The sequence below is a fragment of the Ruegeria sp. BC6 genome (assembly GCF_056539185.1).
The window spans coordinates 132,257-157,253 of sequence record NZ_JBQFUM010000005.1; the positions used below are offsets into that span (position 1 = coordinate 132,257).

The 24,997-nt window shown below is 63.0% G+C and carries 27 protein-coding genes; 17 read left to right on the forward strand and 10 right to left on the reverse strand.

Annotated features, from left to right (window positions below; all coding sequences use genetic code 11):
- The first annotated feature begins 3 nt into the window (after positions 1 to 3).
- From ACR0MM_RS15125 to lpdA, 5 genes are all read left to right on the forward strand, one after another.
- A complete protein-coding gene (locus ACR0MM_RS15125) occupies positions 4 to 546 on the forward strand; it encodes a DUF805 domain-containing protein (protein ID WP_170360119.1) in 543 nt (180 codons plus the stop codon).
- A complete protein-coding gene (locus ACR0MM_RS15130; RefSeq protein ID WP_093963489.1) occupies positions 543 to 3,497 on the forward strand; it encodes a 2-oxoglutarate dehydrogenase E1 component in 2,955 nt (984 codons plus the stop codon). The genes ACR0MM_RS15125 and ACR0MM_RS15130 overlap by 4 nt, the downstream gene beginning before the upstream one ends.
- Positions 3,498 to 3,503: 6 nt before the next feature.
- Positions 3,504 to 5,006, forward strand: a complete 1,503-nt coding sequence (gene odhB, locus ACR0MM_RS15135; protein ID WP_170373081.1) for a 2-oxoglutarate dehydrogenase complex dihydrolipoyllysine-residue succinyltransferase — start codon at positions 3,504 to 3,506, stop codon at positions 5,004 to 5,006.
- A 2-nt stretch (positions 5,007 to 5,008) separates the two neighbouring features.
- The gene (locus ACR0MM_RS15140) at positions 5,009 to 5,278 is read left to right on the forward strand and encodes a hypothetical protein (RefSeq protein WP_170342212.1); all 270 of its coding nucleotides are present in this window, start codon (positions 5,009 to 5,011) and stop codon (positions 5,276 to 5,278) included.
- A 73-nt stretch (positions 5,279 to 5,351) separates the two neighbouring features.
- A complete protein-coding gene (lpdA, locus tag ACR0MM_RS15145; RefSeq protein WP_170372253.1) occupies positions 5,352 to 6,740 on the forward strand; it encodes a dihydrolipoyl dehydrogenase in 1,389 nt (462 codons plus the stop codon).
- 18 nt (positions 6,741 to 6,758) lie between these two features.
- Here lpdA and ACR0MM_RS15150 read toward each other — a convergent pair whose 3' ends face one another.
- Positions 6,759 to 7,337 (reverse strand): TetR/AcrR family transcriptional regulator, encoded by a 579-nt coding sequence (locus tag ACR0MM_RS15150; protein WP_170360115.1) that lies wholly within the window; start codon positions 7,335 to 7,337, stop codon positions 6,759 to 6,761.
- Positions 7,338 to 7,439: 102 nt separating this feature from the next.
- Here ACR0MM_RS15150 and ACR0MM_RS15155 point away from each other — a divergent pair, with 102 nt between their 5' ends.
- A complete protein-coding gene (locus tag ACR0MM_RS15155; protein ID WP_480697114.1) occupies positions 7,440 to 8,033 on the forward strand; it encodes an NAD(P)H-dependent oxidoreductase in 594 nt (197 codons plus the stop codon).
- On the opposite strand, the gene ACR0MM_RS15160 is transcribed toward ACR0MM_RS15155, so the two are convergent.
- From ACR0MM_RS15160 to ACR0MM_RS15175, 4 genes are read right to left on the reverse strand one after another with little or no spacing between them, the layout of a single operon-like run.
- Positions 8,034 to 8,639: a pyridoxamine 5'-phosphate oxidase family protein gene (locus tag ACR0MM_RS15160; protein WP_480697116.1), complete on the reverse strand. Its 606-nt coding sequence runs from the start codon at positions 8,637 to 8,639 to the stop codon at positions 8,034 to 8,036.
- Positions 8,623 to 9,366: a lysophospholipid acyltransferase family protein gene (locus ACR0MM_RS15165; protein WP_480697118.1), complete on the reverse strand. Its 744-nt coding sequence runs from the start codon at positions 9,364 to 9,366 to the stop codon at positions 8,623 to 8,625. The genes ACR0MM_RS15160 and ACR0MM_RS15165 overlap by 17 nt, the downstream gene beginning before the upstream one ends.
- Positions 9,366 to 10,265, reverse strand: coding sequence for a cell division protein FtsX (locus ACR0MM_RS15170; RefSeq protein ID WP_480697120.1), 900 nt, complete (start codon positions 10,263 to 10,265; stop codon positions 9,366 to 9,368). Before ACR0MM_RS15170 ends, ACR0MM_RS15165 begins: the two co-directional genes overlap by 1 nt.
- On the reverse strand, positions 10,262 to 10,939 hold the full coding sequence (locus ACR0MM_RS15175) for a cell division ATP-binding protein FtsE (protein WP_170342228.1): 678 nt from the start codon (positions 10,937 to 10,939) through the stop codon (positions 10,262 to 10,264). Before ACR0MM_RS15175 ends, ACR0MM_RS15170 begins: the two co-directional genes overlap by 4 nt.
- A gap of 181 nt (positions 10,940 to 11,120) precedes the next feature.
- Here ACR0MM_RS15175 and ACR0MM_RS15180 point away from each other — a divergent pair, with 181 nt between their 5' ends.
- Positions 11,121 to 11,894, forward strand: a complete 774-nt coding sequence (locus ACR0MM_RS15180) for a zinc-ribbon domain-containing protein (RefSeq protein WP_480697122.1) — start codon at positions 11,121 to 11,123, stop codon at positions 11,892 to 11,894.
- A gap of 9 nt (positions 11,895 to 11,903) precedes the next feature.
- Here the strand turns inward: ACR0MM_RS15180 and ACR0MM_RS15185 are convergent, their stop codons facing one another.
- From ACR0MM_RS15185 to ACR0MM_RS15195, 3 genes are all read right to left on the reverse strand, one after another.
- On the reverse strand, positions 11,904 to 14,447 hold the full coding sequence (locus ACR0MM_RS15185; RefSeq protein ID WP_480697124.1) for a TIGR02302 family protein: 2,544 nt from the start codon (positions 14,445 to 14,447) through the stop codon (positions 11,904 to 11,906).
- Positions 14,448 to 14,483: 36 nt separating this feature from the next.
- Positions 14,484 to 15,749: a diaminopimelate decarboxylase gene (lysA, locus tag ACR0MM_RS15190; protein ID WP_170360104.1), complete on the reverse strand. Its 1,266-nt coding sequence runs from the start codon at positions 15,747 to 15,749 to the stop codon at positions 14,484 to 14,486.
- 98 nt (positions 15,750 to 15,847) lie between these two features.
- Positions 15,848 to 16,159, reverse strand: a complete 312-nt coding sequence (locus tag ACR0MM_RS15195; RefSeq protein ID WP_480697126.1) for a TetR family transcriptional regulator C-terminal domain-containing protein — start codon at positions 16,157 to 16,159, stop codon at positions 15,848 to 15,850.
- A gap of 15 nt (positions 16,160 to 16,174) precedes the next feature.
- On the opposite strand from ACR0MM_RS15195, the gene ACR0MM_RS15200 reads away from it, so the two are divergent.
- Positions 16,175 to 16,606: a DUF8051 family protein gene (locus ACR0MM_RS15200; protein WP_480697128.1), complete on the forward strand. Its 432-nt coding sequence runs from the start codon at positions 16,175 to 16,177 to the stop codon at positions 16,604 to 16,606.
- A 93-nt stretch (positions 16,607 to 16,699) separates the two neighbouring features.
- Positions 16,700 to 17,086, forward strand: a complete 387-nt coding sequence (locus ACR0MM_RS15205) for a glycine zipper family protein (RefSeq protein WP_170583244.1) — start codon at positions 16,700 to 16,702, stop codon at positions 17,084 to 17,086.
- A gap of 242 nt (positions 17,087 to 17,328) precedes the next feature.
- Here the strand turns inward: ACR0MM_RS15205 and ACR0MM_RS15210 are convergent, their stop codons facing one another.
- Positions 17,329 to 17,511: a hypothetical protein gene (locus ACR0MM_RS15210; RefSeq protein ID WP_480697130.1), complete on the reverse strand. Its 183-nt coding sequence runs from the start codon at positions 17,509 to 17,511 to the stop codon at positions 17,329 to 17,331.
- The gene (gene argH / locus ACR0MM_RS15215; protein ID WP_480697132.1) at positions 17,508 to 18,899 is read right to left on the reverse strand and encodes an argininosuccinate lyase; all 1,392 of its coding nucleotides are present in this window, start codon (positions 18,897 to 18,899) and stop codon (positions 17,508 to 17,510) included. Before argH ends, ACR0MM_RS15210 begins: the two co-directional genes overlap by 4 nt.
- Before the next feature lie 21 nt (positions 18,900 to 18,920).
- Here argH and ACR0MM_RS15220 point away from each other — a divergent pair, with 21 nt between their 5' ends.
- The 8 genes from ACR0MM_RS15220 (at position 18,921) to phbB (ending at position 24,812) form a co-directional block, all read left to right on the forward strand.
- Positions 18,921 to 19,487, forward strand: a complete 567-nt coding sequence (locus ACR0MM_RS15220; protein WP_480697134.1) for a TlpA disulfide reductase family protein — start codon at positions 18,921 to 18,923, stop codon at positions 19,485 to 19,487.
- Positions 19,488 to 19,568: 81 nt separating this feature from the next.
- Positions 19,569 to 19,898, forward strand: a complete 330-nt coding sequence (locus ACR0MM_RS15225) for a hypothetical protein (RefSeq protein WP_170360091.1) — start codon at positions 19,569 to 19,571, stop codon at positions 19,896 to 19,898.
- A 59-nt stretch (positions 19,899 to 19,957) separates the two neighbouring features.
- On the forward strand, positions 19,958 to 20,344 hold the full coding sequence (locus tag ACR0MM_RS15230; protein WP_170367612.1) for a hypothetical protein: 387 nt from the start codon (positions 19,958 to 19,960) through the stop codon (positions 20,342 to 20,344).
- A complete protein-coding gene (locus ACR0MM_RS15235) occupies positions 20,341 to 21,312 on the forward strand; it encodes a sterol desaturase family protein (RefSeq protein WP_170367611.1) in 972 nt (323 codons plus the stop codon). Before ACR0MM_RS15230 ends, ACR0MM_RS15235 begins: the two co-directional genes overlap by 4 nt.
- Before the next feature lie 92 nt (positions 21,313 to 21,404).
- A complete protein-coding gene (locus ACR0MM_RS15240) occupies positions 21,405 to 21,596 on the forward strand; it encodes a hypothetical protein (RefSeq protein WP_093963509.1) in 192 nt (63 codons plus the stop codon).
- A gap of 101 nt (positions 21,597 to 21,697) precedes the next feature.
- Positions 21,698 to 22,531 (forward strand): EAL domain-containing protein, encoded by an 834-nt coding sequence (locus ACR0MM_RS15245; RefSeq protein ID WP_170360083.1) that lies wholly within the window; start codon positions 21,698 to 21,700, stop codon positions 22,529 to 22,531.
- Between the two features lie 196 nt (positions 22,532 to 22,727).
- The gene (locus ACR0MM_RS15250) at positions 22,728 to 23,903 is read left to right on the forward strand and encodes an acetyl-CoA C-acetyltransferase (protein ID WP_093963511.1); all 1,176 of its coding nucleotides are present in this window, start codon (positions 22,728 to 22,730) and stop codon (positions 23,901 to 23,903) included.
- A gap of 186 nt (positions 23,904 to 24,089) precedes the next feature.
- Positions 24,090 to 24,812: an acetoacetyl-CoA reductase gene (gene phbB, locus ACR0MM_RS15255; RefSeq protein ID WP_480697137.1), complete on the forward strand. Its 723-nt coding sequence runs from the start codon at positions 24,090 to 24,092 to the stop codon at positions 24,810 to 24,812.
- Positions 24,813 to 24,997 lie beyond the last annotated feature (185 nt).

Below are 24,997 nucleotides of genomic sequence, written 5' to 3' on the forward strand. Positions count from 1 at the left end.
CACATGACCTTCAACGAAGCCGTCAAAACGTGTTTCTCCAAATACTTCACATTCTCGGGGCGGGCCTCTCGCCCCGAGTATTGGTATTTTTTTCTGTTCATTCTGGTCTGGAGCGCAATCGCCACGGTGATCGACTGGCATTTCTTCGGGCAGGTCACGACCGTGCAATCCGAAGGCTCGGTCGAGGTGACCGCAACATCCAGCCAGCCGGTGCAGAGCATCGTGTCACTGATCGTGTTCTTTCCGCATCTGGCCGTGGCGTGGCGGCGCATGCATGACACCGGGCGCAACGGTCTCTACGCGCTGCTGCCGATCCTTTTGATCCTTGGGGCTTTTGCCGTTCTGGTCTTCGGCATCGGCCTCGCCTCAAGCTTCCAGCATGGCGGAAGCCTCGACATCCTGTTCACGCGCGCCACGCTGCTGATCGTCATTCCGACACTGCTTGTTCTTCTGGTGTCGCCCCTCCTGGTTCTGTGGTGGCTGTCCCGCCCCAGCCAGCCAGGCACCAACAAATACGGTCCCAACCCATATGAGGTAACCCAATGACCGAACACTCGCCCAATTCTGCCTTCCATGCCTCGAGCTTCATGCAGGGGCACAATGCCGAGTACCTGGAGCAGCTATACGCCCAGTACACCAAGGACCCCGGCGCAATCGATGCGGCCTGGGCCGAGTTTTTCCGGCAGATGGGAGACGCGGCACCGGACGTCCAGAAAGAGGCCGAAGGGCCTTCGTGGGCGCGCACCGACTGGCCACCGATGCCGAATGATGACCTGACCGGCGCCCTGACCGGCGAGTGGATCGAGGTCGACGCCAAGGCAGCGGGCAACAAGATCAAGGAAAAGGCTGCCAAGGCAGGGGTTGATGTCAGCGACGAACAGATCAAGCGCGCCGTGCTGGATTCGATCCGCGCGCTGATGCTGATCCGGGCCTATCGGATCCGGGGTCACCTGGCCGCTGATCTGGACCCGCTGGGCATGCGCGCCGCGACCAACCATCCCGAGTTGGACCCCAAGACCTATGGCTTTACCGATGCCGACATGGACCGGCCGATCTTTATCGACAACGTGCTGGGTCTGCAGATGGCCAGCATGCGCCAGATCGTCGAGATCGTGAAGCGCACCTATTGCGGCACTTTCGCGCTGCAGTACATGCACATCTCGAACCCCGAGGAGGCCGCCTGGCTGAAAGAGCGGATCGAAGGTTATGGCAAGGAAATCTCGTTTACGCGGGAAGGCCGTAAAGCGATCCTGAACAAGATGGTCGAGGCCGAGGGCTTTGAGAAGTTCCTGCATGTGAAATACATGGGCACCAAGCGGTTCGGTCTGGACGGGGGCGAGGCGCTGATCCCGGCGATGGAACAGATCATCAAGCGTGGCGGCGCCCTGGGCCTGAGCGATATCGTGATCGGCATGCCGCACCGCGGACGTCTGAACATCCTGGCCAACGTGATGGGCAAACCCTACCGCGCCATCTTCAACGAGTTCCAGGGCGGCAGCTTCAAGCCCGAGGATGTGGATGGGTCGGGCGACGTGAAATATCACCTCGGTGCGTCCAGCGACCGTGAGTTCGACGGCAATACCGTGCACCTGTCGCTGACGGCGAACCCGTCCCACCTCGAAGCCGTGAACCCGGTTGTTCTTGGCAAGGTCCGGGCCAAGCAGGACCAGCTTGGCGACACCGATCGCAGCAAGGTCATGGGCATTCTTCTCCACGGCGACGCGGCCTTTGCCGGCCAGGGTGTCGTGGCCGAAGGCTTTGGCCTGTCCGGTCTGCGCGGTCACAAGACCGGCGGCACCATGCATATCGTCGTGAACAATCAGATCGGCTTTACGACTGCGCCGCATTTCTCGCGGTCGAGCCCCTACCCGACCGATATCGCGCTGATGGTCGAGGCGCCGATCTTCCACGTGAACGGCGACGACCCCGAGGCGGTGGTGCACGCGGCCAAGGTCGCGACCGAGTTCCGCCAGAAGTTCCACAAGGACGTGGTCATCGACATCTTCTGCTACCGCCGGTTCGGTCACAACGAGGGCGATGAGCCCATGTTCACCAACCCGATCATGTACAAGAAGATCAAGACCCACAAAACCACGCTGTCGCTGTACACCGAGCGGCTGGTCAAGGACGGTCTGATCCCTGAGGGCGAGATCGAGGACATGAAGGCCGCCTTCCAGGCGCATCTGAACGACGAGTTCGAGGCCGGCAAGGATTACAAACCCAACAAGGCCGACTGGCTGGATGGCCGGTGGTCGCATCTGGACAAGAACAAGGAAGAATATGTCCGCGGCGACACCGCAATCACGCCGGACACGCTGGCCGAGGTCGGCAAGGCGCTGGTGACGGTGCCCGAAGGATTTGCCCTGCACAAGACGGTGGGTCGCCTTCTTGAACACAAGAAGCAGATGTTCGAAACCGGTCAGGGCTTTGACTGGGCCACCGGCGAGGCGCTGGCCTTCGGGTCGCTGCTGACCGAGGGCTATCCGGTACGCCTGTCGGGGCAGGACGCCACCCGCGGCACATTCAGCCAACGCCATTCGGGCTTCATCAACCAGGAGACCGAGGAGCGCTACTATCCCCTGAACCACATCCGCGCCGGACAGTCGCAGTACGAAGTGATCGACTCGATGCTGTCGGAATACGCGGTGCTGGGCTTCGAATACGGCTATTCGCTGGCCGAGCCCAACGCACTGGTACTGTGGGAGGCCCAGTTCGGCGATTTCGCCAACGGCGCGCAGATCATGTTCGACCAGTTCATCAGCTCGGGCGAAAGCAAATGGTTGCGCATGTCCGGTCTGGTCTGCCTGCTGCCGCACGGGTTCGAGGGGCAAGGCCCCGAGCACTCGTCGGCGCGACTGGAGCGGTTCCTGCAGATGTGCGGCCAGGACAACTGGATCGTCGCCAACTGCACCACGCCTGCGAACTATTTCCACATCCTGCGCCGTCAGCTGCACCGCACTTTCCGCAAGCCGCTGATCCTGATGACGCCCAAATCATTGCTGCGCCACAAGCTGGCGATCAGCAATGCCGAGGACTTCACCACCGGGTCCAGCTTCCACCGGGTGCTGTGGGACGACGCGCAAAAAGGCAACTCGGACACCCAGCTGGTGCCCGACGACAAGATCAAGCGCGTGGTGATGTGTTCGGGCAAGGTCTACTACGACCTGCTTGAAGAACGCGATGCGCGCGGGATCGACGACGTCTATCTGCTGCGGATCGAGCAATACTATCCGTTCCCGGCCCATTCGCTGATCAACGAGCTTGAGCGGTTCAAACAGGCCGAGATGGTCTGGTGCCAGGAAGAGCCCAAGAACCAGGGTGCCTGGGGATTCATTGAACCCAATATCGAATGGGTCCTGTCCCGCATCGGCGCCAAGCATACCCGGCCGATCTATGCCGGCCGCGCCACATCGGCCTCGCCCGCAACGGGTCTGGCCAGCCAACACAAAGCCCAACAAGAAGCGCTGGTGAACGAAGCGCTGACCATTGAAGGATAATTTACGATGACGATTGAAGTTCGTGTTCCCACGCTGGGCGAGTCCGTCACCGAAGCCACGGTCGCAACCTGGTTCAAGAAACCCGGCGATGCCGTCGCTGTCGATGAGATGCTGTGCGAGCTTGAGACGGACAAGGTCACCGTCGAGGTTCCGTCGCCCGCAGCCGGCGTGATGGGCGAGATCGTAGCCGCCGAAGGTGAGACGGTCGGCGTTGATGCGCTGTTGGCAACGATCCAGGCCGGTGAGGGTGCGGCCCCCGCTCCAAAAGCTGAGGCCGCTCCGGCAGCGGCTCCTGCGGCCTCGGGTGGCAGCGTCGACGTGATGGTTCCGACACTGGGTGAGTCCGTCACCGAAGCGACCGTATCGACCTGGTTCAAGAAGGTCGGCGATACCGTCGCACAGGACGAAATGCTGTGCGAGTTGGAGACCGACAAGGTCTCGGTTGAGGTCCCGGCTCCGGCTGCGGGTGTACTCGCGGAGATCGTGGCCCCCGAGGGCGCGACGGTCGACGCGACCGCCAAGCTGGCCGTGATCTCGGGCGCTGAAGCAGGCACCGCACCGGCTGCGCCAGCCGCGGCAGCCCCTGCCCCCGCAGCAGCTGCGACCGGCAAGGACGTGGCCAATGCGCCCTCGGCCGAAAAGGCCATGGCCGAAGCCGGTCTGTCGGCCGATCAGGTCACCGGCACCGGCCGCAGTGGTCGCATCATGAAGGAAGACGTGGCCCGCGCCGTCGCAACCGCCGCTGCCCCGGCCGCGGCCGCCCCGGCACCGGCAGCAGCCCCGCGCGCGCCCGTGGCCGCCGAGGACGCCGCCCGCGAGGAACGCGTGCGCATGACGCGCCTGCGCCAGACCATCGCCAAGCGTCTGAAGGACGCGCAGAACACCGCCGCGATCCTGACCACCTACAACGAGGTGGACATGACCGAGGTGATGGCCCTCCGCAACCAGTACAAAGACCAGTTCGAGAAGAAGCACGGGGTGCGCCTGGGCTTTATGTCCTTCTTCACCAAGGCCTGCTGCCACGCCCTGAAAGAGGTGCCCGAGGTCAATGCCGAGATCGACGGCAATGACATCGTCTACAAGAACTACGTCCACATGGGCGTGGCCGCCGGTACCCCGCAGGGCCTGGTGGTTCCGGTGATCCGCGACGCCGACCGGATGTCCTTTGCCGAGATCGAGAAAGCCATCGCTGAGAAGGGCAAACGCGCCCGTGACGGCAAGCTGAGCATGGCCGAAATGCAGGGCGGCACCTTCACCATTTCGAATGGCGGCGTCTATGGCTCGCTGATGTCCTCGCCGATCCTGAACCCCCCGCAGTCGGGCATTCTGGGCATGCACAAGATTCAGGAACGTCCGATGGTCATCAATGGCGAGATCAAGATCCGCCCGATGATGTATCTGGCGCTGTCCTATGATCACCGCATCGTCGACGGCAAAGGCGCGGTCACCTTCCTGGTGCGCGTGAAAGAGGCGCTGGAAGACCCGCGCCGTCTGCTGATGGATCTGTGATCATGGCGACGCATGTACTCTGGCAGGCCGACGTGGCCGATTTCGACGCCTGGCTGAAGGTATTCCGCGAGGACAAGCCGATGCGCAAGGCGGCCGGGATTGTCGATCTGCACGTCTGGAAAGACCCCGAACAGCGCGATCATGCGGTTGCCCTGTTCGAGATTACCGATCTGGACCGGGCCCAGAGCTTCATCGAATCGGAAGAGCTGGCCATGCACCATGAACGTGGCGGCGTCGCGCATATTCAGGTGAAGGTTCTGACACCCGTCTGAACAGGCACCCAGGCGATCCACCCCGTGGGTCGCCTTTTCAAAAAAGAACACTCCGCGGATTTGGGAGAACAAAATGGCTAACTATGACGTCATCGTAATCGGCGCCGGTCCTGGCGGCTATGTCTGCGCCATCCGCTGCGCGCAGCTGGGCCTGAAAACCGCCGTCGTCGAAGGGCGCGAGACGCTGGGCGGCACCTGTCTGAACGTGGGCTGCATTCCGTCCAAGGCGCTACTGCATGCCAGCCATCAGCTGCACGAGGCCGAGCACAACTTTGCCAAGATGGGCCTCAAGGGCAAAAGCCCCTCGGTCGACTGGAAACAGATGCTGGCCTACAAGCAGGATGTGATCGACACCAATACCAAGGGCGTCGAGTTCCTGTTCAAGAAGAACAAGATCGACTGGCTCAAGGGCTGGGGCTCGATCCCGGCGGCGGGCAAGGTCAAGGTCGGTGACGAAGTGCATGAGGCCAAGAACATCATCATCGCCTCCGGGTCCGAGGCAGCGTCGCTGCCCGGCGTCGAGGTCGACGAAAAGGTCGTCGTGACCTCAACCGGCGCGCTGGAGCTGGGCAAGATCCCGAAAAAGCTGGTGGTGATCGGCGCAGGCGTGATCGGGCTGGAACTGGGCTCGGTCTATCAGCGTCTGGGCGCCGAGGTGACGGTGATCGAATATCTGGACGTCATCACCCCGGGCATGGACCCCGAGGTGCAGAAGACCTTCCAGCGCATCCTCAAGAAACAGGGCCTGAACTTCGTCATGGGCGCCGCGGTGCAAAAGACCGAGGCCACCAAGACCAAGGCCAAGGTGACCTACAAGCTGCGCAAGGATGATAGCGAGCACGTGATCGAGGCCGACACCGTTCTGGTCGCCACCGGGCGCAAGCCGTTCCATGACGGGCTGGGTCTGGAGGCGCTGGGGGTCGAGCTGACTCCGCGCGGCCAGATCAAGGTCGGCAAGGACTGGCAGACCAACGTGCCGGGCATCTACGCCATCGGCGACGTGATCGAAGGCCCGATGCTGGCCCACAAGGCCGAGGACGAAGGCATGGCCGCCGCCGAAGTGGTCGCGGGCAAGCATGGGCATGTGAACTATGGCGTCATTCCGGGCGTGATCTACACCTGGCCCGAGGTTGCCAATGTCGGCGAGACCGAGGCCACGCTCAAAGAGCAGGGCCGCGCCTACAAGGTGGGCAAGTTCAGCTTCATGGGCAATGGCCGCGCCAAGGCGAACTTTGCCGCCGACGGGTTCGTCAAGATCCTGGCCGACAAGGAGACCGACCGCATCCTGGGCTGCCACATCATCGGCCCCGGCGCGGGCGACCTGATCCACGAGGTCTGCGTTGCGATGGAGTTCGGCGCCTCGGCCGAGGATCTGGCGCTGACCTGCCACGCGCACCCGACCTATTCCGAGGCCGTGCGCGAGGCGGCGCTGGCCTGCGGCGACGGTCCGATCCACGCCTGATGAGTTCGGCTCCGGCGGTCAGGCCGCCGGAGTCAGCCACGCCCGCAGATAGGTTTCCAGCCGGTCGGTGAAAGTCGTCGCCGAATGCAGGGCGCAGAATTTCAGTGACATCGCCTGGATGGCAAAGGCCTGCACGCCCTCGGCCAGCAGGTCGGTCGGCACGTCCTGCCGGACCTCGGCCTGGTCCAGCCACATCATCACGATCCGGAAGTATTTCTCGAAGCAATAGGCGATCGGCCCGATTTCAGAGATCGCGGCGGCACCGGAATAACGGATCAGCAGGTCGAAGACATAGCGTTCGGACATCATGAAATCATGCACCGGGGCCAGGGCCTCGATAATCTGCGGCACGGCTTTCGGCGGTTTCGCCGCCTGCGCCTGATCCAGACAGGCGTCCAGTTTTTCGCCGATCAATATCTCCATCAGCGCGTCCTTGTCGTGGAAATGGGCAAAGAAGGTGCCCTTGGCCACGCCGGCGGCCTGTACCACCTCTTCCACGCGCAACGCCTGGTATCCGTTTTTCTGCACCACGTCCGCCGCCGCCTGCAGCAGCTTGGCGCGGGTCTTCAGGGTTCGTTTCTGAATCGTCTTTTGCATGAGGCTTGTTCGCATGTTTTTTGACCGTGGTCAAATTTAATATTGACCGTGGTCATTTTTTGATTCTATAAACTGACCGTGGTCAATTTTAGGAGAATCCCGATGCAACCCAAGAAAATTCTCATCCTCGACGGTCACCCCGCCGAAAGCAGCCTGTCGCGCACCTTTGCCGACACCTATGCCGAAGCCGCCCGCGCCAAGGGCCATGACGTGAAGACCGTTCACCTCAGCGAACTGGAGTTCGATTTCGATTTCGGTCAGGGCAACTATCATGATTTCAAACCGCTGGAGCCGGTTCTGGAACAGGTTCTGCAGGATTTCGAATGGAGCGATCACCTGGTTCTGACGACGCCCATGTGGTGGGGCGGCCTGCCCGCCAAGCTCAAGGGGCTGATCGATCGGATGTTCATCCCGGGCCGCACGTTCGACACCCGCAATCCCAACAAACTGGGATTCCCGGCACCGATGCTCGACGGCCGAACGGCGCGCGTCATCATCACCTCGGACACGCCGGGCTGGTTCATGCGGTTGGTTTACCGCAGGGCATTGATTCACCAGATGCGCGGGCAGGTTCTGGGGTTCGTCGGGTTCAAGCCGACGCGGTTCACCTGGTTTTCCGGTGCCAGCTACCCCAAGCAGGACAGCGTTCAGAAATGGATCGCGCGGGTCACCCGGCTGGGCGCGGCGGCAGCGTGATCACCACATCGTCTTTGCGGCGCGCGCGCGCCATTCGCGATCATAGCGTGCGCCGCCTTCTTCGCCCTGAGACACCTCGGCCAGAATCTCGCCCACCGTCGGCAACCCGGCGCTGAGATCGCCGCCGGTCCAGGTTTCAGCCCGCATCAGGGCGCGGGCACATTGCGTGTAGATTTCCCCGATTTCGATAACGATCACCGTGGCCGGTTGCTTGCCCTTTTTCTCGAACCGGGCGCGCAGGTCGGCGTCGGCCGTCAACCGGGCGGTACCGTTCACCCGCACCACGTTGTTCGAGCCGGGCACCATGAACATCAGCGCCACACGCGGATCGCGCACGATGTTGCGCAGGCTGTCCAGGCGGTTGTTGCCGCGCCAGTCGGGCAAGGCCAGGGTACCGGGGTCCAGTTCCTTGACCACCGGGCCGTCATCGCCCCGGGGGCTGCCATCCACCCCTTCGGGCCCTACCGTGGACAGCACGCACAGCCGCGACGCCATGATCCATTTGCGGTAGAGCGGCGTCAGTCGCCGCGCAACCTTCCGCATCGAGGCCGCGCCGGGCGTGCCGTACAGCGCCTCGAGCGCGGTGATGTCATTGATGTACTGCATCCGGATCAAACCCCACTTCGCGCATAAGCGCGTTCGAGCGCGTCTCGATCACCTCTTCCAGCCGGGCCAGGAACGAGTCGCGATCAACGCCCGGTTCAAACGGATCAAGGAATTCGACGATCGCATGGCCCGGTTTGCGCAGAATCCCCGACCGGGGCCAGAAGACACCGACATTGGTGGCCGCCGGCACGCAGGGGAAGCCCAGCCCCTCGTACAGAACGGCGGTGCCGACCTTGTAGGGCTTGTAGACCCCCGGCGCCACCCGGGTGCCCTGCGGATAGATCACCAGTTGCCCGGGCTCGGTGAACTCCTTGGAAACGTCCTTGACCATCTTGGCGACTGCCGCGCCACGCTTGCCGCGATTGACCGGAATACAGCCCAGACGACGGGCATACATGCCGATGATCGGGGTCCAAAGCAGTTCGCGCTTCATGATGAACTTGCCATGGGGGATCGCGTCAAAGATCAGGATGATGTCGAAGAATGACTGGTGCTTGGCGGCGATCACCACTTCACCCGTGGGCACGTTGCCGCGCACCTCGCCGCGAATACCCACCATCCAGCGCGCCAGCCATATGGTCGTGCGCGCATAGGTCTTGCAGGCGCGCAGGGCCCCGCGCTTGGAGAACAGCGCATAGGGCGCGAAGACCAGGCCCAGAACCGCCATCCACGCGTAGATCGTGACCATGAAGATCAGCGAGCGCACCCATTGGAACGCCATTGCCATCACGAAAGCTCCTTCAATTTGCGACGGGCCGCCGACCATGTGGCGGCAAAGGCCACGGCCGCGCCCAAAACGGGGATTAGGGCAGGCAGCAGCCAGTCGGCGCCCTGGAATCCAAGGCCGGTCAGGAAACCGCCCGCATCCGAGGCCTCGGGCAGCAGCAGCACCCCGGTCAGGCCCAGAACCGTCCCCACCACGGCACCGAAAAACGCGCGCCAGGTGAACCGCCGCACGAAGGCACCGGCGATGAAACGGTCGCGTGCACCGACCTGACGCAGCACCTCGATGATCTGGGCGTTGGCCGCGAGCGAGGCATTGGCCGCAAGCGTGATCATCGCCGCCGTGGCCCCACCGATCAGCAGGATCGAGATCCAGCCCAACCGCCGCAACGAGGTGGCCGCATCGACCAGCGGCTCGCGCCAGCGAGAATGGTCATCCAGAACCGCGCCTGGCACCTCGGCCGCCAACCGCAGGCGCAGGCCCATAGCGTCCAGCCCCGGCTCACCCTCGATGATCTCGATCAGCTGTGGCACCGGCAGCGTGTCCAGCGGCAGGTCTGGTCCAAACCAAGGGGCCAGCAGCGCGGCCTGTTCTTCGGCGCTGAGCGCCCGGGCCGAGGCCACGCCCGAGGTCTGTTTCAGAACCTCCAGAGCGGCCTCCGTCTGCGCTGCACGCTGTTCAGCGGGCGCATTGATCCGCAGGGTGGCCGCTCCGGCCAGCTCCGAGGCCCAGCGATCGGCCAAACGCCCCGAGGCCAGCGACAGCGCAAGCGCGAAAACTGTCAGAAAGGCCATCGCACCTGACACGAAAAGGGTCAGGTGCGCCGTAAATCCCGTTGGCGGCACGACGCGGTCGGCCCGGGCGTCCCGGCGCAGCAGGGCGCGAATGTCATCGGCAATCATAGATCCGCCCCCGCCAGTTGCAGCCGCCGCTGCGAGATCCGAAGAACCCGAGCCTGCACCTGGCTTTTAGCCGCCCGGATCAAGCTCAGATCGTGGGTGGCGATCACCACGGTCTTTCCCATGTGGTTCAGCTCGATCAGCAGACGCAGCAAACGCTGGGACATCTCCCAGTCGACGTTGCCGGTGGGTTCGTCGGCCAACACCACGTCCGGTGACAGGATGACCGCCCGCGCCAAAGCAGCCCGTTGCCGCTCGCCGCCCGAAAGCTCCGGCGGAAGTGCGTCCAGGCGGCCACCAAGACCGACCCAGGACAGGAGTTCGGTCAGATCTTCCTGCTCGGACTCGACAGAGCGTCCCGACACCATCAGTGGCAGGGCGACATTCTCAGCCAGAGTCATGTGGTCCAGAAACCGGCAGTCCTGATGCACGACACCGATGCGACGGCGCAGCAGGGCCATCTGGTCCCGGTCCAGTCGGGCAATGTCCTGATCAAAGGCGCTGATCCGCCCCGAACTGGCCAGCAACGCGCCATAGCAGAGTTTCAACAGGGTCGTTTTGCCCGCTCCGGACGGGCCGGTCAGAAAATGGAACGACCCCGGCTGCAACTGGACCGAGACATTGCTCAGCAGTTCGCCGCCGCCATAGCTGTAGCTGACATTTTCAAGCTCGATCACGCCTGCCCTCAATATTGCTTGCGCCCTTCTTGCCCGAGCACGACCACGGTTTCAATGCCTGCACCGAGTCCATTTGGCGACACTTGATCCACCGGGCCGAAAACGCGCTTTGCTGTTTCGCCTTAACGGATTATCATTCTTGGAAAAACGACGACAGGCCGCCAGCGGCCGGGGAGGCAGTATGCGACTAACATGCCCGAACTGTAATGCCCAGTACGAGGTTCCGGATGAGGTCATTCCGGAAGAAGGTCGAGACGTGCAATGCTCGAGCTGCGAGCAGACCTGGTTCCAACCCAAACACCCGGAGGCTGAGCCTGTCGCGGCCGAAACCGATGACGGACCGGCCGAAAGCGCGCCCTCGGATGCGTCTGAGCCGCCAGCCGCCGAAGCTGCTGCGCCCGAACCGGAGCAGGCAGAAGACGAACAGGTCGAAGCCGAACAGCCCGATCCCGAGCCCGAGGACGAAGCCCGGCCAGCCGCTCCGACCGGCAACGTCGATCCGGCCGTTGCGACAATCCTGCGAGAGGAAGCCGCGCGTGAGGCCGAACTGCGCGCCAAGGAAGGGTCCGGCCTGGAAAGCCAGCCGGATCTGGGCCTGGATCAGCAGCCGGAACCGGCCCCCAAGCCGACACCTCCTGCGGCGACCGAAACCGCCGCGGGAACCGGTCAGAAAGAGGCGCTGCCGGATGTGGACAGCATCAATTCGACTTTGCGCAGCGACGACGCACCCGCCGAGGCAGAGTCCGCCGAGGCCCCGCCGCGTAAATCGGGCGGGTTCCTGCGCGGCTTTGCGCTGATCCTGATCATCGGGGTCATCCTGTTCCTGATCTACGGCAACGCCCGCCAGATCAGCGAGGCGGTTCCCCAAGCCGAGCCCGTGTTGCAGTCGTATGTCTCGATGGTCGATCAGGCCCGGGTCTGGCTGGAATCGCAGGCTGGCTCCGCGACCGAGTAACTCTGCCGGTCAGAACCGCTCGAGCAACCTTTTGAGGTATTCCAGTTCGATTCTGGGCCTGTCGGTTTCGCCCGTGCGGCGACGGATTTCATCCAGCAACTCGCGGGCACGGCGGTACACATCATCCCCTTGCAGCAGGTTCTCCTCGGTCGAGATCGAGCCCGCAGCGCCCGGATTTCGACCCAGAGGATCGCGGTTGTTCGCCTGCATGTCGCCTTCCTGCGTACCCTGACCGGGCTGGTTCTGCTGGTTCTGGGCCATGGCCTCACCCAGCTCGCGCATCCCTTCGCGCAACGCTTCCATTGCTTCGGACTGGCGGTCGATCGCTTCGGCAAGGTCGTCGCTCCGCAGGGCATCTTCGGCCTCATCCATGGCACGACCTGCACGCCCCAGCGACTCGCGTGCGGCGTCACCCTCGGGCGTTCCTGCGCCCGGCAGGTTCTGCTGCTGGCGGTTCAGTTCATCGCGCAGCGCCTGTTGGCGATCGGCCAGAGTCCCCTGTCCTTGCTGGCCTTCGCCCGCCTGATCTGATCCTTGACCCTGGCCGCCCTGACCCTCATGGCTCTGGCCGCGCCCCTGACCGCCCGAGCGGCCTTCATTGCCCTGGCTTTCACCGGCCTGCGCGCCGGGATTGAATTGCTCCTGCAAGTCACGGAAGGCTTCGTCGCTCAGGCCCTGCTGCTCACGGAGGGTTTCGGCCAAGCCTTCCATGGCCTGCTGGCCTTCGGATTGTTGCCCCTGTCCCTGGCCTTGGGTCACCCGCATGTTTTCCATCATCTGCTGGAACTCCTCCAGCGCCTGCTGGGCCTCGGCCATGCGGCCCTGCTCCATCAGTTCCTGGATCCGGTCCATCATCCGCTGCAGGTCATCCTGCGTCATCTGCATGGATTCACCGGATTGGTTCTGCTGGCCCTGCTGGCCGTCCGGGTTTTCCTGCGCCAGTCGCTGCAGCTGACGAAGATACTCGTCGGTCGCTTCACGCAGCTCCTGCATCAACTCGGCGATTTCCTCGTCGCTGGCACCGTTCTGCATCGCTTCGGTCAGACGTTCCTGAGCGCGACGCATCCGCTCCAGCGCGTCGGCGAGCGTGCCTTCTTCGATCAGGATGGCCAGATCCCACAGGGCTTGCGCGATCTCGGTCTGCTGTTCGGGGCCCAGGCCGAATTCCGTAAAGGTTTCCAACCGGCGTAGAATATAGCGCAGTCGCAGATATGCGGTTTCCGAACGGAAGACATCTTCAGGCCGGTGCGAAACCGCCCGCAACAGCTGAGCCACCCTTTTGGCATTGTCGCGCGACCACAGCAGATCGCGACGCTGTTCAATCACCGCCGCAGCCAGCGGATCAAAGAACCGGCGGGCGGGAAGGTCGGTTCGGTAGACATCCGACTCCGACACCTGATCAGCGGCATCGACGGCCGAAAGGGTAATCTTGACCGGCAGGTGCGCCCAAGGGTGTTCCGAAAAGTCCTCGATCAGATCTTCCGTGAAATCGCTCCGGTCACCAGCGATCGGCATGGGCAGGTCGACGGTGACCGCGTCACGAGGTTCGGGCTCAACGGCCAGACCATGGCGACGATCCACCCCAGACAGGTCCAACTCGATCAACGCGGTGCCTGATAGGATGCCATAATCGTCACGCGCCGAGAACGGCAGTTTCATCTGGCCACCAGCCTCGGCGGTGGCGGGTTCGGCCACGGCGATTACCGGCGGCGCGTCCGCAATGACCTCGACACCCCAGTCACGTCCTGCAGGGCCCTCGATCGACAATCGGCCCGAACGCTCGACGACAAACTCCTGATCCGGATCGGTTGCTGTCGTGGTGGAAGCAGAGGAACTGGTTTCGGTCAAGCTGTGCGCGCCGACCTCGCCATAGAAGCGCAAAGTGACGCGGCTGCCTTGTGGCACTGTCAGCGTCGGACCGGATTGATCGGCCAGATACAGCGTCGGCAGGCCGGTATAGCGAGGCGGCTCGACCCAGCCTTCCCAGCTGGGGCCCTGGCCGGCTACGGCCGTGCCGGGTGTCATCTGGGCGACCGATCCAACTTTCCAGAACGATCCGAACAGCATTCCGACCACCAGCGCCAAAAGCGCCGCATAGCGCAGCGCGTAGGGGTCACGAGCGGCAAGGTTCAGGTCAGGCTTGACCGGTCCTGCCTGCGCGGCGCGGGCGGCCATGCGCGCCTGATGGGCCTGCCACAAAGCGCGCGAATCTTCGTCCATCACCCCGATGGCCTGATCGTCCAGCAACGCCTGAATGGGACGGCCCGGCAGTGTCTCGTCTAGTCGGACAAGCGCCTGCGTGCGGGTAGGGAACCGAAACCTCTGCGCGCCCCAGACCAATGCAACCGTCAACGCCAGAATGGATGCGGCTCCGATGATCCAGACGGTTTCAACGCCGATCAGGTCGTGGAGGCCCAGCAGCAAGGCCGCCATGATCAGGGCCGCAATCGACAGGAACGGCCAAAAGGCGCGCATCACCTGCTCGGCCAACATCCCCGTGCGCGTCAGCAACAGGGACAGTCTGGGGATCGGCAGGTTGCGAGTGTCGGTCACGTCAGGCCTCCGGGTCGGGCCCGCGCGGTTATCGCGTCACAGCCACTCAGGTATGGTATCGCGGTTTATGATTTCGTCAAAGGTTGGCCGTTCACGAATAACCGCGAATTGATCGCCATGAACCAGAACCTCGGGGATCAGGGGCCGGGTGTTGTATTCACTGGACATAACCGCGCCATAGGCGCCGGCGCTGCGAAATGCGACCAGATCCCCTGGGTTCAGCGGTGGCATCGCCCGTTGTTTCGCAAAGGTATCCCCGGTCTCGCAGACCGGCCCGACAATGTCATAGGGGCGTTGTTCGACCCCCGGGGCGGGCTCGATGACGGGAACGATGTCGTGATAGGCGTCGTACATGGCCGGACGGATCAGATCGTTCATCGCCCCGTCGAGGATCAGGAAATCGCGCCCTTCGCCCGACTTCACATAGATCACTTTCGACACCATCAGCCCCGCGTTGCCCGCGATCAGACGGCCCGGCTCGATCTCGATCTCGCAGCCCAGATGGCCCAGCGTTTCCTTGATCATCGCACCGTATTCCAACGGCAGCGGCGGTGCTTCGTTCGACCGGGCATAGGGGATACCCAGCCCGCCACCCAAGTCCAGACGGTGAATGTCGTGGCCCTGTGCGCGCAACTGTTCGGTCAGCTCGGCGACTTTGGAGTAGGCCAGGCGGAACGGCTCCAGATCGGTCAGTTGCGAGCCGATATGCACGTCGATGCCCACCACCTTGAGGCCGGGCAGGCTGGCGGCATGGGCATAGACCTCGGGTGCGCGGGCGATCGGGATGCCGAATTTGTTTTCGGATTTTCCGGTGGCGATTTTGGCGTGGGTCTTGGCGTCGACGTCCGGATTCACGCGAACCGTGATCGGCGCGATCACGCCGAGGTCCTGCGCGACGGCGTTGATCACCTCCATCTCGGGCTCGGATTCGACGTTGAACTGGCGAATCCCGCCTGTCAGTGCGATGCGGATTTCCTCGGCCGTTTTGCCGACGCCCGAGAACACGATCTTTTCGCCCGGCACGCCCGCTGCCTTGGCCCGCAGGTACTCGCCGCCCGAAACCACGTCCATCCCCGCGCCCGCCTGCGCCAGCGTTTTCAGAATAGCCTGGTTGCTGGCGGCCTTCATTGCATAACAGACCACGTGGTCGGTACCTGCCAACGCCTCGTCGAACAGGTTGTAGTGCCGCAGCAGCGTCGCCGTGGAATAGACATAGAACGGCGTGCCGACCGCAGCCGCGATCTCGGCAACCGGGACATCCTCGGCGCACAACACGCCATCGCGGTAGAGAAAGTGATCCATATCTGCGCGCTTAGACCAAAACAGGCCTGTGGATCAACGGGATTTGCATCGCGGGCATGCAATCCGGTGCGAACCGCACAGAAGTCGGGCGCAACAGCTTATCCGCGCAGGCCGGCCTGAAGCAACGAAAGGGTCGCGACGCGACGCGCTTCAAAGTCGCTTTCATCGCCCCCGTAGATCGCCAGATGGATCACCAATCCATCCAGCATCGCCGTCACCGCCTGCGCGGCGGCCTGCGCACTCAGGTCGCTGCGGATTTCCCCCGCGCGGATCAAGGGGGCGAAGTGAGCCGCATAGTGATCGGCAAGCCAGGCGAAGAACCCGCCAATGATCTCGGCCGCGCGTGGGTCCTGAAATCCGGGGCCCAGCACGTCAAAGAACAACCGCGTCGCCGCCAGACGGCCAGTCATAAAAAGGATTCTGTCATGGCGCATTCGTCACAAAGCAACGCCAGCCCAACGCGGCCCATGGCGCTCCAACCCACGGCAACAGCCGCCAAACTGATGCTTGTCCTCGTCGTCAGCTTTGTCACGTTGGTCCCCGGCGGACCGATCGAGACCCGCGACTTTTCCGGGCTGGGTGGAGCGGTGTTCTGGGGTTTCAACGTCTTTCTGATCGCGCTTGCCCTGCTGGCCGTGGGGTCGGCGGTGGCCATGCTGCGCGGCTCGGCAACGGCAAGCTGGGGCGCCATCGTGGCGGCCTGGGGATACATCTTCGTGGTCATGCTGGACCTGGGTCATGTCTTCCCCACATCACCCGACCCGATTCCGCTGATGCTTGGACTGGTCGAGATTCTGGATTTTGTACTGGCTTTCTACGTCGTGGCCTTGGCTCATAGTGGCCTGGGCCACATCTGAACCCGCCCGGCACGCCCTCGCATAGGGCCCGAAGCCACAGCAACAGGAAGTGGCTCCGGCTCCCGCCGGAATACCTACAAAGAAAGACAACTCATGCTGTTCAAGGAACGATTCACATTGACCGTCTTGCCGCTGGCCCTGGTCACAGCCGCATGCAGCGGCACCGGTGCCCAACACCAACCCGTCCTGTCTGCCGAGCCGGGCCCGGCCTACGCCGCTGATCTGGACCAGTGCCGCGCATTGGCCAAGTCTCAGGACCTGTGGAACCCGGAAACCCGGTCACAGGCCTTGATCGGCGCCGGGGTCGGCGCATTGGCAGGCATTTCGGACGACACGGTTGGAAACACAGAAGGAGCCATAGCAGGCGCAGCTGTGGGATCAGCGGCAGGTGCGGTCGCCGGAGCCGCCGAGATGCGCAACACCCGGCGTGACATTCTGATTGAGTGTCTGCGGCAGCGCGGGCACCCAGTGGCCGGCTGAGCGCATCAACGGCTCATTCAGAAATTCGTCGACACCCCGGCCCGCGCGTATCCGGATACAGACACCCCAGCCCCCGAGCGCGCGGGCTCTTCTACTGGCTGCGAACGCGGCGGATTCGTGGTCTCACACGCCGCCAGTATGGCAAGCGACAGGATAAGGCCGAGTGGTTTCATTTCGCTGCCTTCATTTGTTGGATCACTTGCTAAATGGCGACTGGCACGTCGCTTTCAACCGCAGAGCGTTCAGATCCCCAGAAACACGCTGAGGGGGCCTCGGTGCAGGCCGACGCCCCCGCTCACATATGTGCCACCGGTCGAAACGCCCACATTGGCGTTCAGGGTTGGCTGGACGGGCTCTCCGTCAGCGCCGCAGGCCGCCAAGGTGAAGGCGGCCCCGATCAGGGCAATCACACGCAAGGTTGTCATTCCAGCATCTCCTTCCAGCGGGCGATCTGCGCCCGGACCTGGTCCGGGGCCGTACCCCCATAGGACTGGCGCGAGTTTACCGAATTCTCCACGCCAAGGACAGAATAGACATCCTGCGTGATGCCCGCGTGGACGGATTGCATGTCCTCGAGCGTCAGATCGGGCAGATCGCAGCCCTTCTTTTCGGCCATGGCGACCAGCGATCCGGTGACGTGATGCGCGTCACGGAAGGGCAGGCCCAGCACCCGCACCAGCCAGTCGGCCAGATCGGTCGCGGTGGAAAAGCCCGAGCCGGCTGCGGCGGCCAGGCTGTCGCGGTTGGCGGTCATATCCTTGACCATGCCCTCCATCGCGGCCAGCGCCAGCATCCAGTTGTCGGCGGCGTCAAAGACCTGTTCTTTGTCTTCCTGCATGTCCTTGGAATAGGCCAACGGTAGCCCCTTCATCACCATCATCAGCGCCGTGTTGGCGCCAAAGATCCGACCCACCTTGGCGCGGATCAGTTCGGCTGCGTCGGGGTTCTTTTTCTGCGGCATGATCGACGATCCGGTCGAGAACCGGTCGGACAGGGTGACAAAGCGGAACTGGGCCGAGGACCAGATCACCAGTTCTTCGGCGAACCGCGACAGATGCACCGCGCAGATCGAGGCCACCGACAAAAATTCCAGCGCGAAGTCCCGGTCGCTGACCGCATCCAGCGAGTTGGCGGCGGGCCGGTCAAAGCCCAGCGCCTGCGCCGTCATGTGCCGGTCGATCGGGAAGGACGTGCCGGCCAGCGCCGCAGCACCCAGCGGGCATTCGTTCATCCGGGCGCGCGCATCCCGCACCCGCGACAGGTCGCGGCCGAACATCTCGACATAGGCCATCATGTGGTGGCCCCAGGTCACCGGCTGCGCGGTCTGCAGGTGGGTGAATCCGGGCATGACCCAATCGGCCCCGGCCTCGGCCTGCGCCAAAATCGCGCGGATCAGGGCCAGCAACCCGGATTCGGCGGCGTCCAGCTGATCGCGGACCCACAGTTTGAAATCGGTCGCCACCTGGTCATTGCGGCTGCGGCCGGTGTGCAGGCGGCCTGCGGGCTCGCCGATGATCTCTTTCAGCCGCGCCTCGACATTCATGTGGATGTCTTCCAGCGCGGTCGAGAACTGGAACTCACCACGTTCAATCTCTGACAAAACGGTGAGCAGCCCTTCCCGAATGGCCTCGGCATCACTATCACTAATCACGCCCGTGGCGGCCAGCATGGCGGCATGGGCACGCGAGCCCGCGATGTCCTGGGCCGCCATCCGTCGGTCGAACCCGATCGAGGCATTGATCGCCTCCATGATCGCGTCTGGTCCGGCGGCAAAGCGGCCGCCCCACATCTGGTTCGAGGATTGTTCGGTCATGCTGGAAAACCCGGAGTTGATATGCGCCTGTTTCGTCTGATCCCCCTTTATATGGCCCTTGCGCTGGGTGCAAATGCCGCTTTGGCCGCCGACACGCAGGCCTTGGCCGACCTGCGCGACGGCAGCCTGAAACGCCTGATCCTGCATTCCGAGCCGAAACCGGTCTCGGACGCGGAATTCCTGCTGGAAGATGACGGCGGCACCGCCACGCTGGCAGATTATCGCGGCAAATACGTTCTGCTGAACTTTTGGGCCACCTGGTGCGCGCCCTGCCGAAAAGAGATGCCCCAGATCGCCGAGTTGCAGGAGGAATTCGGCGGAGACCAGTTCGAGGTTCTGACGCTGGCCACCGGGCGCAACTCGCCCGCGGGGATCAAGAAGTTCTTTGACGAAAACGGCATCACCAACCTGCCCCGCCATCAAGACCCGAAACAGGCCGTCGCACGCGAGATGGGCATCGTCGGCCTGCCGATCACCTTAATCATCGACCCCGACGGCCAGGAAATCGCGCGGCTGATCGGCGACGCCGAATGGAACTCGGACAGTGCCAAGGCGATCATCGCGGCCCTGCTGAACCCCGAAAGCTGACCACCTGACGGGCCTTTTGTGCTAGACTGGAACCGGCCTGAACAGGGCCGGTTTTTCATTGGCAACAGACAGGAGGCTGAGATGAAACCGGTGGTTTTACTGATCGGCCGGCTGCCCAACGTGATCGGCGACGTGGCGCGGCAACTGGAGCATCTTCCGATCCGGTGGCTGGGCGCGCATGATCCCGACGAGGTGCGGCGGCAACTGGACGCCGAACCGCGCATCGCCTGCGCGATTATGGGCGCGGGCCTCGATGACAAGGTGCGCGGCGAACTGGTGGGCATCATCGCGGCGCGGCGGCCGGATATCTGCATTCACCTCAAGGATCGCGCCTCGGGACCCGAAGGGCTGGTGCCCTTCGTCGAGCGCGTTGTCCGGCACGAAGTGCTTGAGCCGCACAACACCCCCTGACGCAACGCCACCTTTGACAGGGCCTGAACCCGCTTGCACTCTGTCCGCGGGAGGACATCATGCCGCTGGAAATCCTGCTGGTTCTGGTGGTCGGTGGCATTGCCGGCATCACCGCACTGCTGCATCTGACGGGCAAATCGCGCCTGCGCGTGCTGAGCGCCGATGTCGCGCGCGCCGAATGGCTGCGCCATTTCCCCGACGACACCATCATCGACGTCACCCTTGCCCATGACGGACACGCCGCATTGCTGCGCACCGAGACCGGGCCGGGCCTGTTGTGGTCCTTTGGCGCCGACACGGTGGCCCGCCATCTGCGCGATTTCGACTGGATCGACCACCCCGAGGGCATCGAGGTCCAGTTCCACGACTTCGCCACCCCCGGCGTCACCGTCCGCCTTGATGAAACCGAGCGCCGCCACTGGCGCCACCTGCTGGAGCCCGCATGACCGACCAGATCAGCTTTCCCGATGTCGTCCAATGGGCCGTGCCGTTCTTTATCGCCGCAATCCTGGCCGAATTTCTGTGGATCGCCATGAAGGGCCGTGGCGGGCGGTATGAAACCCGCGACGCCGTGACCTCGCTGATCATGGGAGCGGGCAACATCGCGTCCGGATTCCTGCTGGGCTTCATCGCCTATGGGTTCTTCATGTGGCTGTGGAAGATTTCGCCATTGGATCTGGGCACATCGATCCCGGTGATCATCCTGTGCTTTGTGCTGGATGACCTGCGATACTACTGGGTGCACCGGTTCGGGCACCGCATCCGCTGGGTCTGGGCCAGCCATGTAAACCACCACAGCTCGCAGCACTACAACCTGACGACCGCCCTGCGGCAGACCTGGACCTATACCTTCACCTTCATGATGGTCGTGCGCGCGCCGCTGATCCTGCTGGGGTTCCACCCGGCGATGGTGCTGTTCTGCGGCGGCCTGAACCTGATCTACCAGTTCTGGATCCACACCGAAGCCATCGGCAAGATGCCCCGCTGGTTCGAGGCGGTCATGAACACCCCCAGCCACCACCGTGCCCACCACGGCCGCAACGCGCGCTATCTGGATTGCAACTATGCCGGGGTGTTCATCATCTGGGACAAGCTGTTCGGCACCTTCGTCCCCGAGCAGGAGCACGACCGGGTCGACTATGGCCTGGTGCACAATATCGGCACCTTCAACCCGCTGCGGGTGGCCTTTCACGAATGGGTGGCCATCTGGCGCGACGCGACCCAGCCGGGCCTGACCCTGAAACAGCGGCTGGCCTATTGCTTTGCCCCGCCGGGCTACAGCCATGACGGCAGCCGCGACAGCTCCGAGCAGATCAAGTCCAAGCACCTGGCCCGCCATCCCGAAGATCTCGGAACGCCCGGTTTCGAGCAATTCGACGAAAACCTGCCCAACCAACAGGCAAAACAGGCCTGAGACTGGCGGCGTCTGCCGGGCGGGCGCTTGAATTCCGGCGCGCGTGCTCCATATCCGGAAATGCGACAAGTTTGTTCGGTCGGAGTTCCACCATGTCCCGCGTTACAGCCATCTTCACCGCAACCGGCCTGTTGGGCTTGGTAATCGCGATGCTCAGCGCCCTTGGCCAGCAGCCTGCGCCGGCGGTGATGATGCTTGGAGTTGCTATGGTGGGCACAGGCTTCCTGGGCGCCGTGATTGGCGCCGTAGTCGAATTGCGCCACGCAGCCCAGACGACCCGCTGATCCCGCCGACTGATTCCCGACGCGCATTAACCGCAAATTCACCGGTACGACCCGAAACTACGTGCTGACCGGTTTCGGAAACGTACGGGGATTCGGCGTCGATGCGGAAAAAGGACTTTGCAGATCTGCCAGAGGGTGGGGACAGCCCGTTGAATTCGGCCGTCGCCGCGCGGGACACTTCGACCGTTCAAATGGCGACCGAGGCTGTCAAGCATCAGCAATGCCGCCTGGCGTTCCAGCCCGTCATGCAAGCACGAGACCCGCACGGCGTTGCCTTCTATGAGGCATTCATCCGCGTGCTGGACGAAACCGGCCGTGTGATCCCCGCGCGGGAGTTCATGCCGCAGGTGGAAAACACACCAATCGGCCGGGAATTGGACTGCATAGCATTGGAAAAAGGATTGCGCGCCCTGTCTCGCAATCCGGAAATCCGGCTTTCGGTCAACATGTCCGCACGCTCGATCGGATACGCGCGCTGGTCGCGGATCCTGGACCGGTTTCTCAAGCGGGACAAAACGCTGGGCGAGCGGCTTATCCTCGAAATCTCCGAAAGCTCGGCAATGCAGGTTCCCGAACTGGTGATCGATTTCATGGACCGGCTTCAGGATCGCGGGATCGCTTTTGCGCTGGATGACTTCGGCGCCAGCAACTTCAGCTTCAGGTATTTTCGCGAGTTCTTCTTTGACGCGGCGAAGATCGACGGGCAGTTCGTACGGGGTGTCAGCACCAACCCGGACAATCAGGCGCTGGTGCGCGCGCTGATCGCCGTCGCCCGTGAATTCGAGATTCTGGTCATCGCCGAATCGGTCGAAACGCGTGAAGATGCCGAGTTTCTGGTGGCCAGCGGTGTGGACTGTCTGCAGGGCTACCTATTCGGCGCTCCGACGGTGAAAGCCCCGTGGCAACCGGAAAAAGAAGCCAAAACAGGAAGTTGAACCCAATTCCCTTGGGCGCTATCCAGCCGAGGCTTTCTCATGAGACAAGCTGTCCGTTGCTGCACGTGCAGCATTGCGCTATGGCAGAAAGTGCTGGAGCGGGGGATCACGAGGCGCTCTTGCATCGCCAGAGAGGCTCTGTGCGACCTGCGCCGTCAGATTTCCCACAGGACCTTGACGGTAAAGGATTGACTGTATGACCAACGTAGTAATCGCATCCGCCGCACGCACGGGCGTCGGCAGCTTTGGCGGTTCCTTTGCGAACACCCCCGCACATGATCTGGGCGCTGCCGTCCTCGAAGCCGTCGTGGAACGCGCCGGGATCGACAAGTCCGAGGTGAGCGAAACCATCATGGGTCAGGTTCTGACGGCCGCCCAAGGCCAGAACCCCGCACGCCAGGCGCACATCAACGCCGGCCTGCCGCAGGAAAGCGCGGCCTGGGGCATCAACCAGGTCTGTGGTTCGGGCCTGCGTGCCGTTGCACTGGGCGCTCAGCACATCCAGCTGGGCGATGCCGAGATCGTCTGCGCAGGCGGTCAGGAAAACATGACCCTGTCGCCCCACGCCGCATCTCTGCGCGCGGGCCACAAGATGGGCGACATGAAATACATCGACACCATGATCCGCGACGGCCTGTGGGATGCGTTCAACGGCTACCACATGGGCCAGACCGCTGAGAACGTGGCCGAGAAGTGGCAGATCAGCCGCGATATGCAGGATGAGTTCGCGGTGGCCAGCCAGAACAAGGCTGAGGCCGCGCAGAAGGCCGGCAAGTTCAAGGACGAGATCGTGCCCTTCACCATCAAGACTCGCAAGGGCGACATCGTGATGGATAGTGACGAGTACATCCGTCACGGCGCGACCATGGAGGCGATGGCCAAGCTGCGTCCAGCCTTCACGAAGGATGGCTCGGTGACTGCGGCCAACGCCTCGGGTCTGAATGACGGCGCGGCGGCAACCCTGCTGATGTCAGCCGACAACGCCGAAAAGCGCGGGATCGAACCGCTGGCCCGCATCGCGTCTTATGCGACCGCCGGGCTGGACCCGTCGATCATGGGTGTCGGACCGATCTATGCCTCGCGCAAGGCGCTGGAAAAGGCCGGCTGGTCGGTTGACGATCTGGATCTGGTCGAAGCCAACGAGGCCTTCGCGGCACAGGCTTGCGCCGTGAACAAGGACATGGGTTGGGATCCCTCGATCGTGAACGTGAACGGCGGCGCGATCGCCATCGGCCACCCGATCGGAGCATCCGGCTGCCGGGTTCTGAACACGCTGCTGTTCGAAATGAAGCGCCGAAACGCGAAAAAGGGTCTGGCAACCCTCTGCATCGGAGGCGGCATGGGCGTCGCCCTGTGCGTGGAGCGCGTCTAAGTGCTTTGACAAGTCACGAATAAGGGCGTCCAATGGGCGCCCTTTTTTGTTACACTCCGAGAATATCCCTAGGATGCGACAATATCACCAAACGGAAAGAGCCAGCTCGCGACGAAACGATATTGCGCAACACAATCTCTCAGAGTAACAGAATTACCAACACGATTAAATTTGGAGGAGTCCTAAATGGCACGTACAGCACTCGTAACCGGCGGCACCCGCGGCATCGGCGCAGCAATTTCCAAAGCGCTCAAGGCCGAAGGATACAATGTAGCCGCCTCGTATGCGGGGAATGACGAAGCCGCGGCCAGGTTCACCGAGGAAACCGGCATTGCGACCTACAAATGGAACGTGGCCGACTATGACGAGTCCAAGGCGGGCATCGAAAAGGTCGAAGCCGAGCTCGGCCCGATCGACATCGTTGTCGCCAATGCCGGCATCACCCGCGACGCGCCGTTCCACAAGATGACACCGGAACAATGGCACCAGGTGATCGACACCAACCTGACCGGGGTGTTCAACACCGTACACCCCGTCTGGCCCGGTATGCGCGAGCGCAAGTTCGGTCGGGTGATCGTGATCAGTTCGATCAACGGGCAAAAGGGCCAGTTCGCTCAGGTGAACTATGCCGCCACCAAGGCCGGTGATCTGGGCATCGTCAAATCCCTGGCGCAGGAAGGCGCGCGCGCCGGCATCACCGCAAATGCTATCTGCCCCGGATACATCGCGACCGAGATGGTCATGGCCGTTCCGGAAAAGGTGCGTGAAGCCATCATCGGTCAGATCCCCGCAGGCCGTTTGGGCGAACCCGAGGAAATTGCCCGCTGCGTCGCATTCCTGGCCTCGGAAGATTCGCAGTTCATCAACGGGTCGACGATTTCGGCCAACGGCGCGCAGTTTTTCGTCTGATCGCGGCTTATATGAAAACGGGCCGACCCAACGGGTCGGCCCTCCTTTGATCCCGTAAGAACGCGCGCGCAGCGTTCAGCGGGAACCCAGAACCCACTTCCAGAAACTCCGGATCGCCTTGCCGCGCTCTTGATGAGCGCGCAGAATTGCCTTTTGTGCGGCAGGATTGGTCGTCATCTCGATCA

Excerpts from the sequence above, each read along its gene's own strand:
- ACR0MM_RS15125 (WP_170360119.1), top strand. The coding sequence starts at position 4 with ATGACCTTCAACGAAGCCGTCAAAACGTGTTTCTCCAAATACTTCACA.
- ACR0MM_RS15130 (WP_093963489.1), top strand. The coding sequence starts at position 543 with ATGACCGAACACTCGCCCAATTCTGCCTTCCATGCCTCGAGCTTCATG.
- odhB (WP_170373081.1), top strand. The coding sequence starts at position 3,504 with ATGACGATTGAAGTTCGTGTTCCCACGCTGGGCGAGTCCGTCACCGAA.
- ACR0MM_RS15140 (WP_170342212.1), top strand. The coding sequence starts at position 5,009 with ATGGCGACGCATGTACTCTGGCAGGCCGACGTGGCCGATTTCGACGCC.
- lpdA (WP_170372253.1), top strand. The coding sequence starts at position 5,352 with ATGGCTAACTATGACGTCATCGTAATCGGCGCCGGTCCTGGCGGCTAT.
- ACR0MM_RS15150 (WP_170360115.1), bottom strand. The coding sequence starts at position 7,337 with ATGCAAAAGACGATTCAGAAACGAACCCTGAAGACCCGCGCCAAGCTG.
- ACR0MM_RS15155 (WP_480697114.1), top strand. The coding sequence starts at position 7,440 with ATGCAACCCAAGAAAATTCTCATCCTCGACGGTCACCCCGCCGAAAGC.
- ACR0MM_RS15160 (WP_480697116.1), bottom strand. The coding sequence starts at position 8,639 with ATGCAGTACATCAATGACATCACCGCGCTCGAGGCGCTGTACGGCACG.
- ACR0MM_RS15165 (WP_480697118.1), bottom strand. The coding sequence starts at position 9,366 with ATGGCAATGGCGTTCCAATGGGTGCGCTCGCTGATCTTCATGGTCACG.
- ACR0MM_RS15170 (WP_480697120.1), bottom strand. The coding sequence starts at position 10,265 with ATGATTGCCGATGACATTCGCGCCCTGCTGCGCCGGGACGCCCGGGCC.
- ACR0MM_RS15180 (WP_480697122.1), top strand. The coding sequence starts at position 11,121 with ATGCGACTAACATGCCCGAACTGTAATGCCCAGTACGAGGTTCCGGAT.
- lysA (WP_170360104.1), bottom strand. The coding sequence starts at position 15,749 with ATGGATCACTTTCTCTACCGCGATGGCGTGTTGTGCGCCGAGGATGTC.
- ACR0MM_RS15195 (WP_480697126.1), bottom strand. The coding sequence starts at position 16,159 with ATGACTGGCCGTCTGGCGGCGACGCGGTTGTTCTTTGACGTGCTGGGC.
- ACR0MM_RS15200 (WP_480697128.1), top strand. The coding sequence starts at position 16,175 with ATGGCGCATTCGTCACAAAGCAACGCCAGCCCAACGCGGCCCATGGCG.
- ACR0MM_RS15205 (WP_170583244.1), top strand. The coding sequence starts at position 16,700 with ATGCTGTTCAAGGAACGATTCACATTGACCGTCTTGCCGCTGGCCCTG.
- ACR0MM_RS15210 (WP_480697130.1), bottom strand. The coding sequence starts at position 17,511 with ATGACAACCTTGCGTGTGATTGCCCTGATCGGGGCCGCCTTCACCTTG.
- argH (WP_480697132.1), bottom strand. The coding sequence starts at position 18,899 with ATGACCGAACAATCCTCGAACCAGATGTGGGGCGGCCGCTTTGCCGCC.
- ACR0MM_RS15220 (WP_480697134.1), top strand. The coding sequence starts at position 18,921 with ATGCGCCTGTTTCGTCTGATCCCCCTTTATATGGCCCTTGCGCTGGGT.
- ACR0MM_RS15225 (WP_170360091.1), top strand. The coding sequence starts at position 19,569 with ATGAAACCGGTGGTTTTACTGATCGGCCGGCTGCCCAACGTGATCGGC.
- ACR0MM_RS15230 (WP_170367612.1), top strand. The coding sequence starts at position 19,958 with ATGCCGCTGGAAATCCTGCTGGTTCTGGTGGTCGGTGGCATTGCCGGC.
- ACR0MM_RS15235 (WP_170367611.1), top strand. The coding sequence starts at position 20,341 with ATGACCGACCAGATCAGCTTTCCCGATGTCGTCCAATGGGCCGTGCCG.
- ACR0MM_RS15240 (WP_093963509.1), top strand. The coding sequence starts at position 21,405 with ATGTCCCGCGTTACAGCCATCTTCACCGCAACCGGCCTGTTGGGCTTG.
- ACR0MM_RS15245 (WP_170360083.1), top strand. The coding sequence starts at position 21,698 with ATGCGGAAAAAGGACTTTGCAGATCTGCCAGAGGGTGGGGACAGCCCG.
- ACR0MM_RS15250 (WP_093963511.1), top strand. The coding sequence starts at position 22,728 with ATGACCAACGTAGTAATCGCATCCGCCGCACGCACGGGCGTCGGCAGC.
- phbB (WP_480697137.1), top strand. The coding sequence starts at position 24,090 with ATGGCACGTACAGCACTCGTAACCGGCGGCACCCGCGGCATCGGCGCA.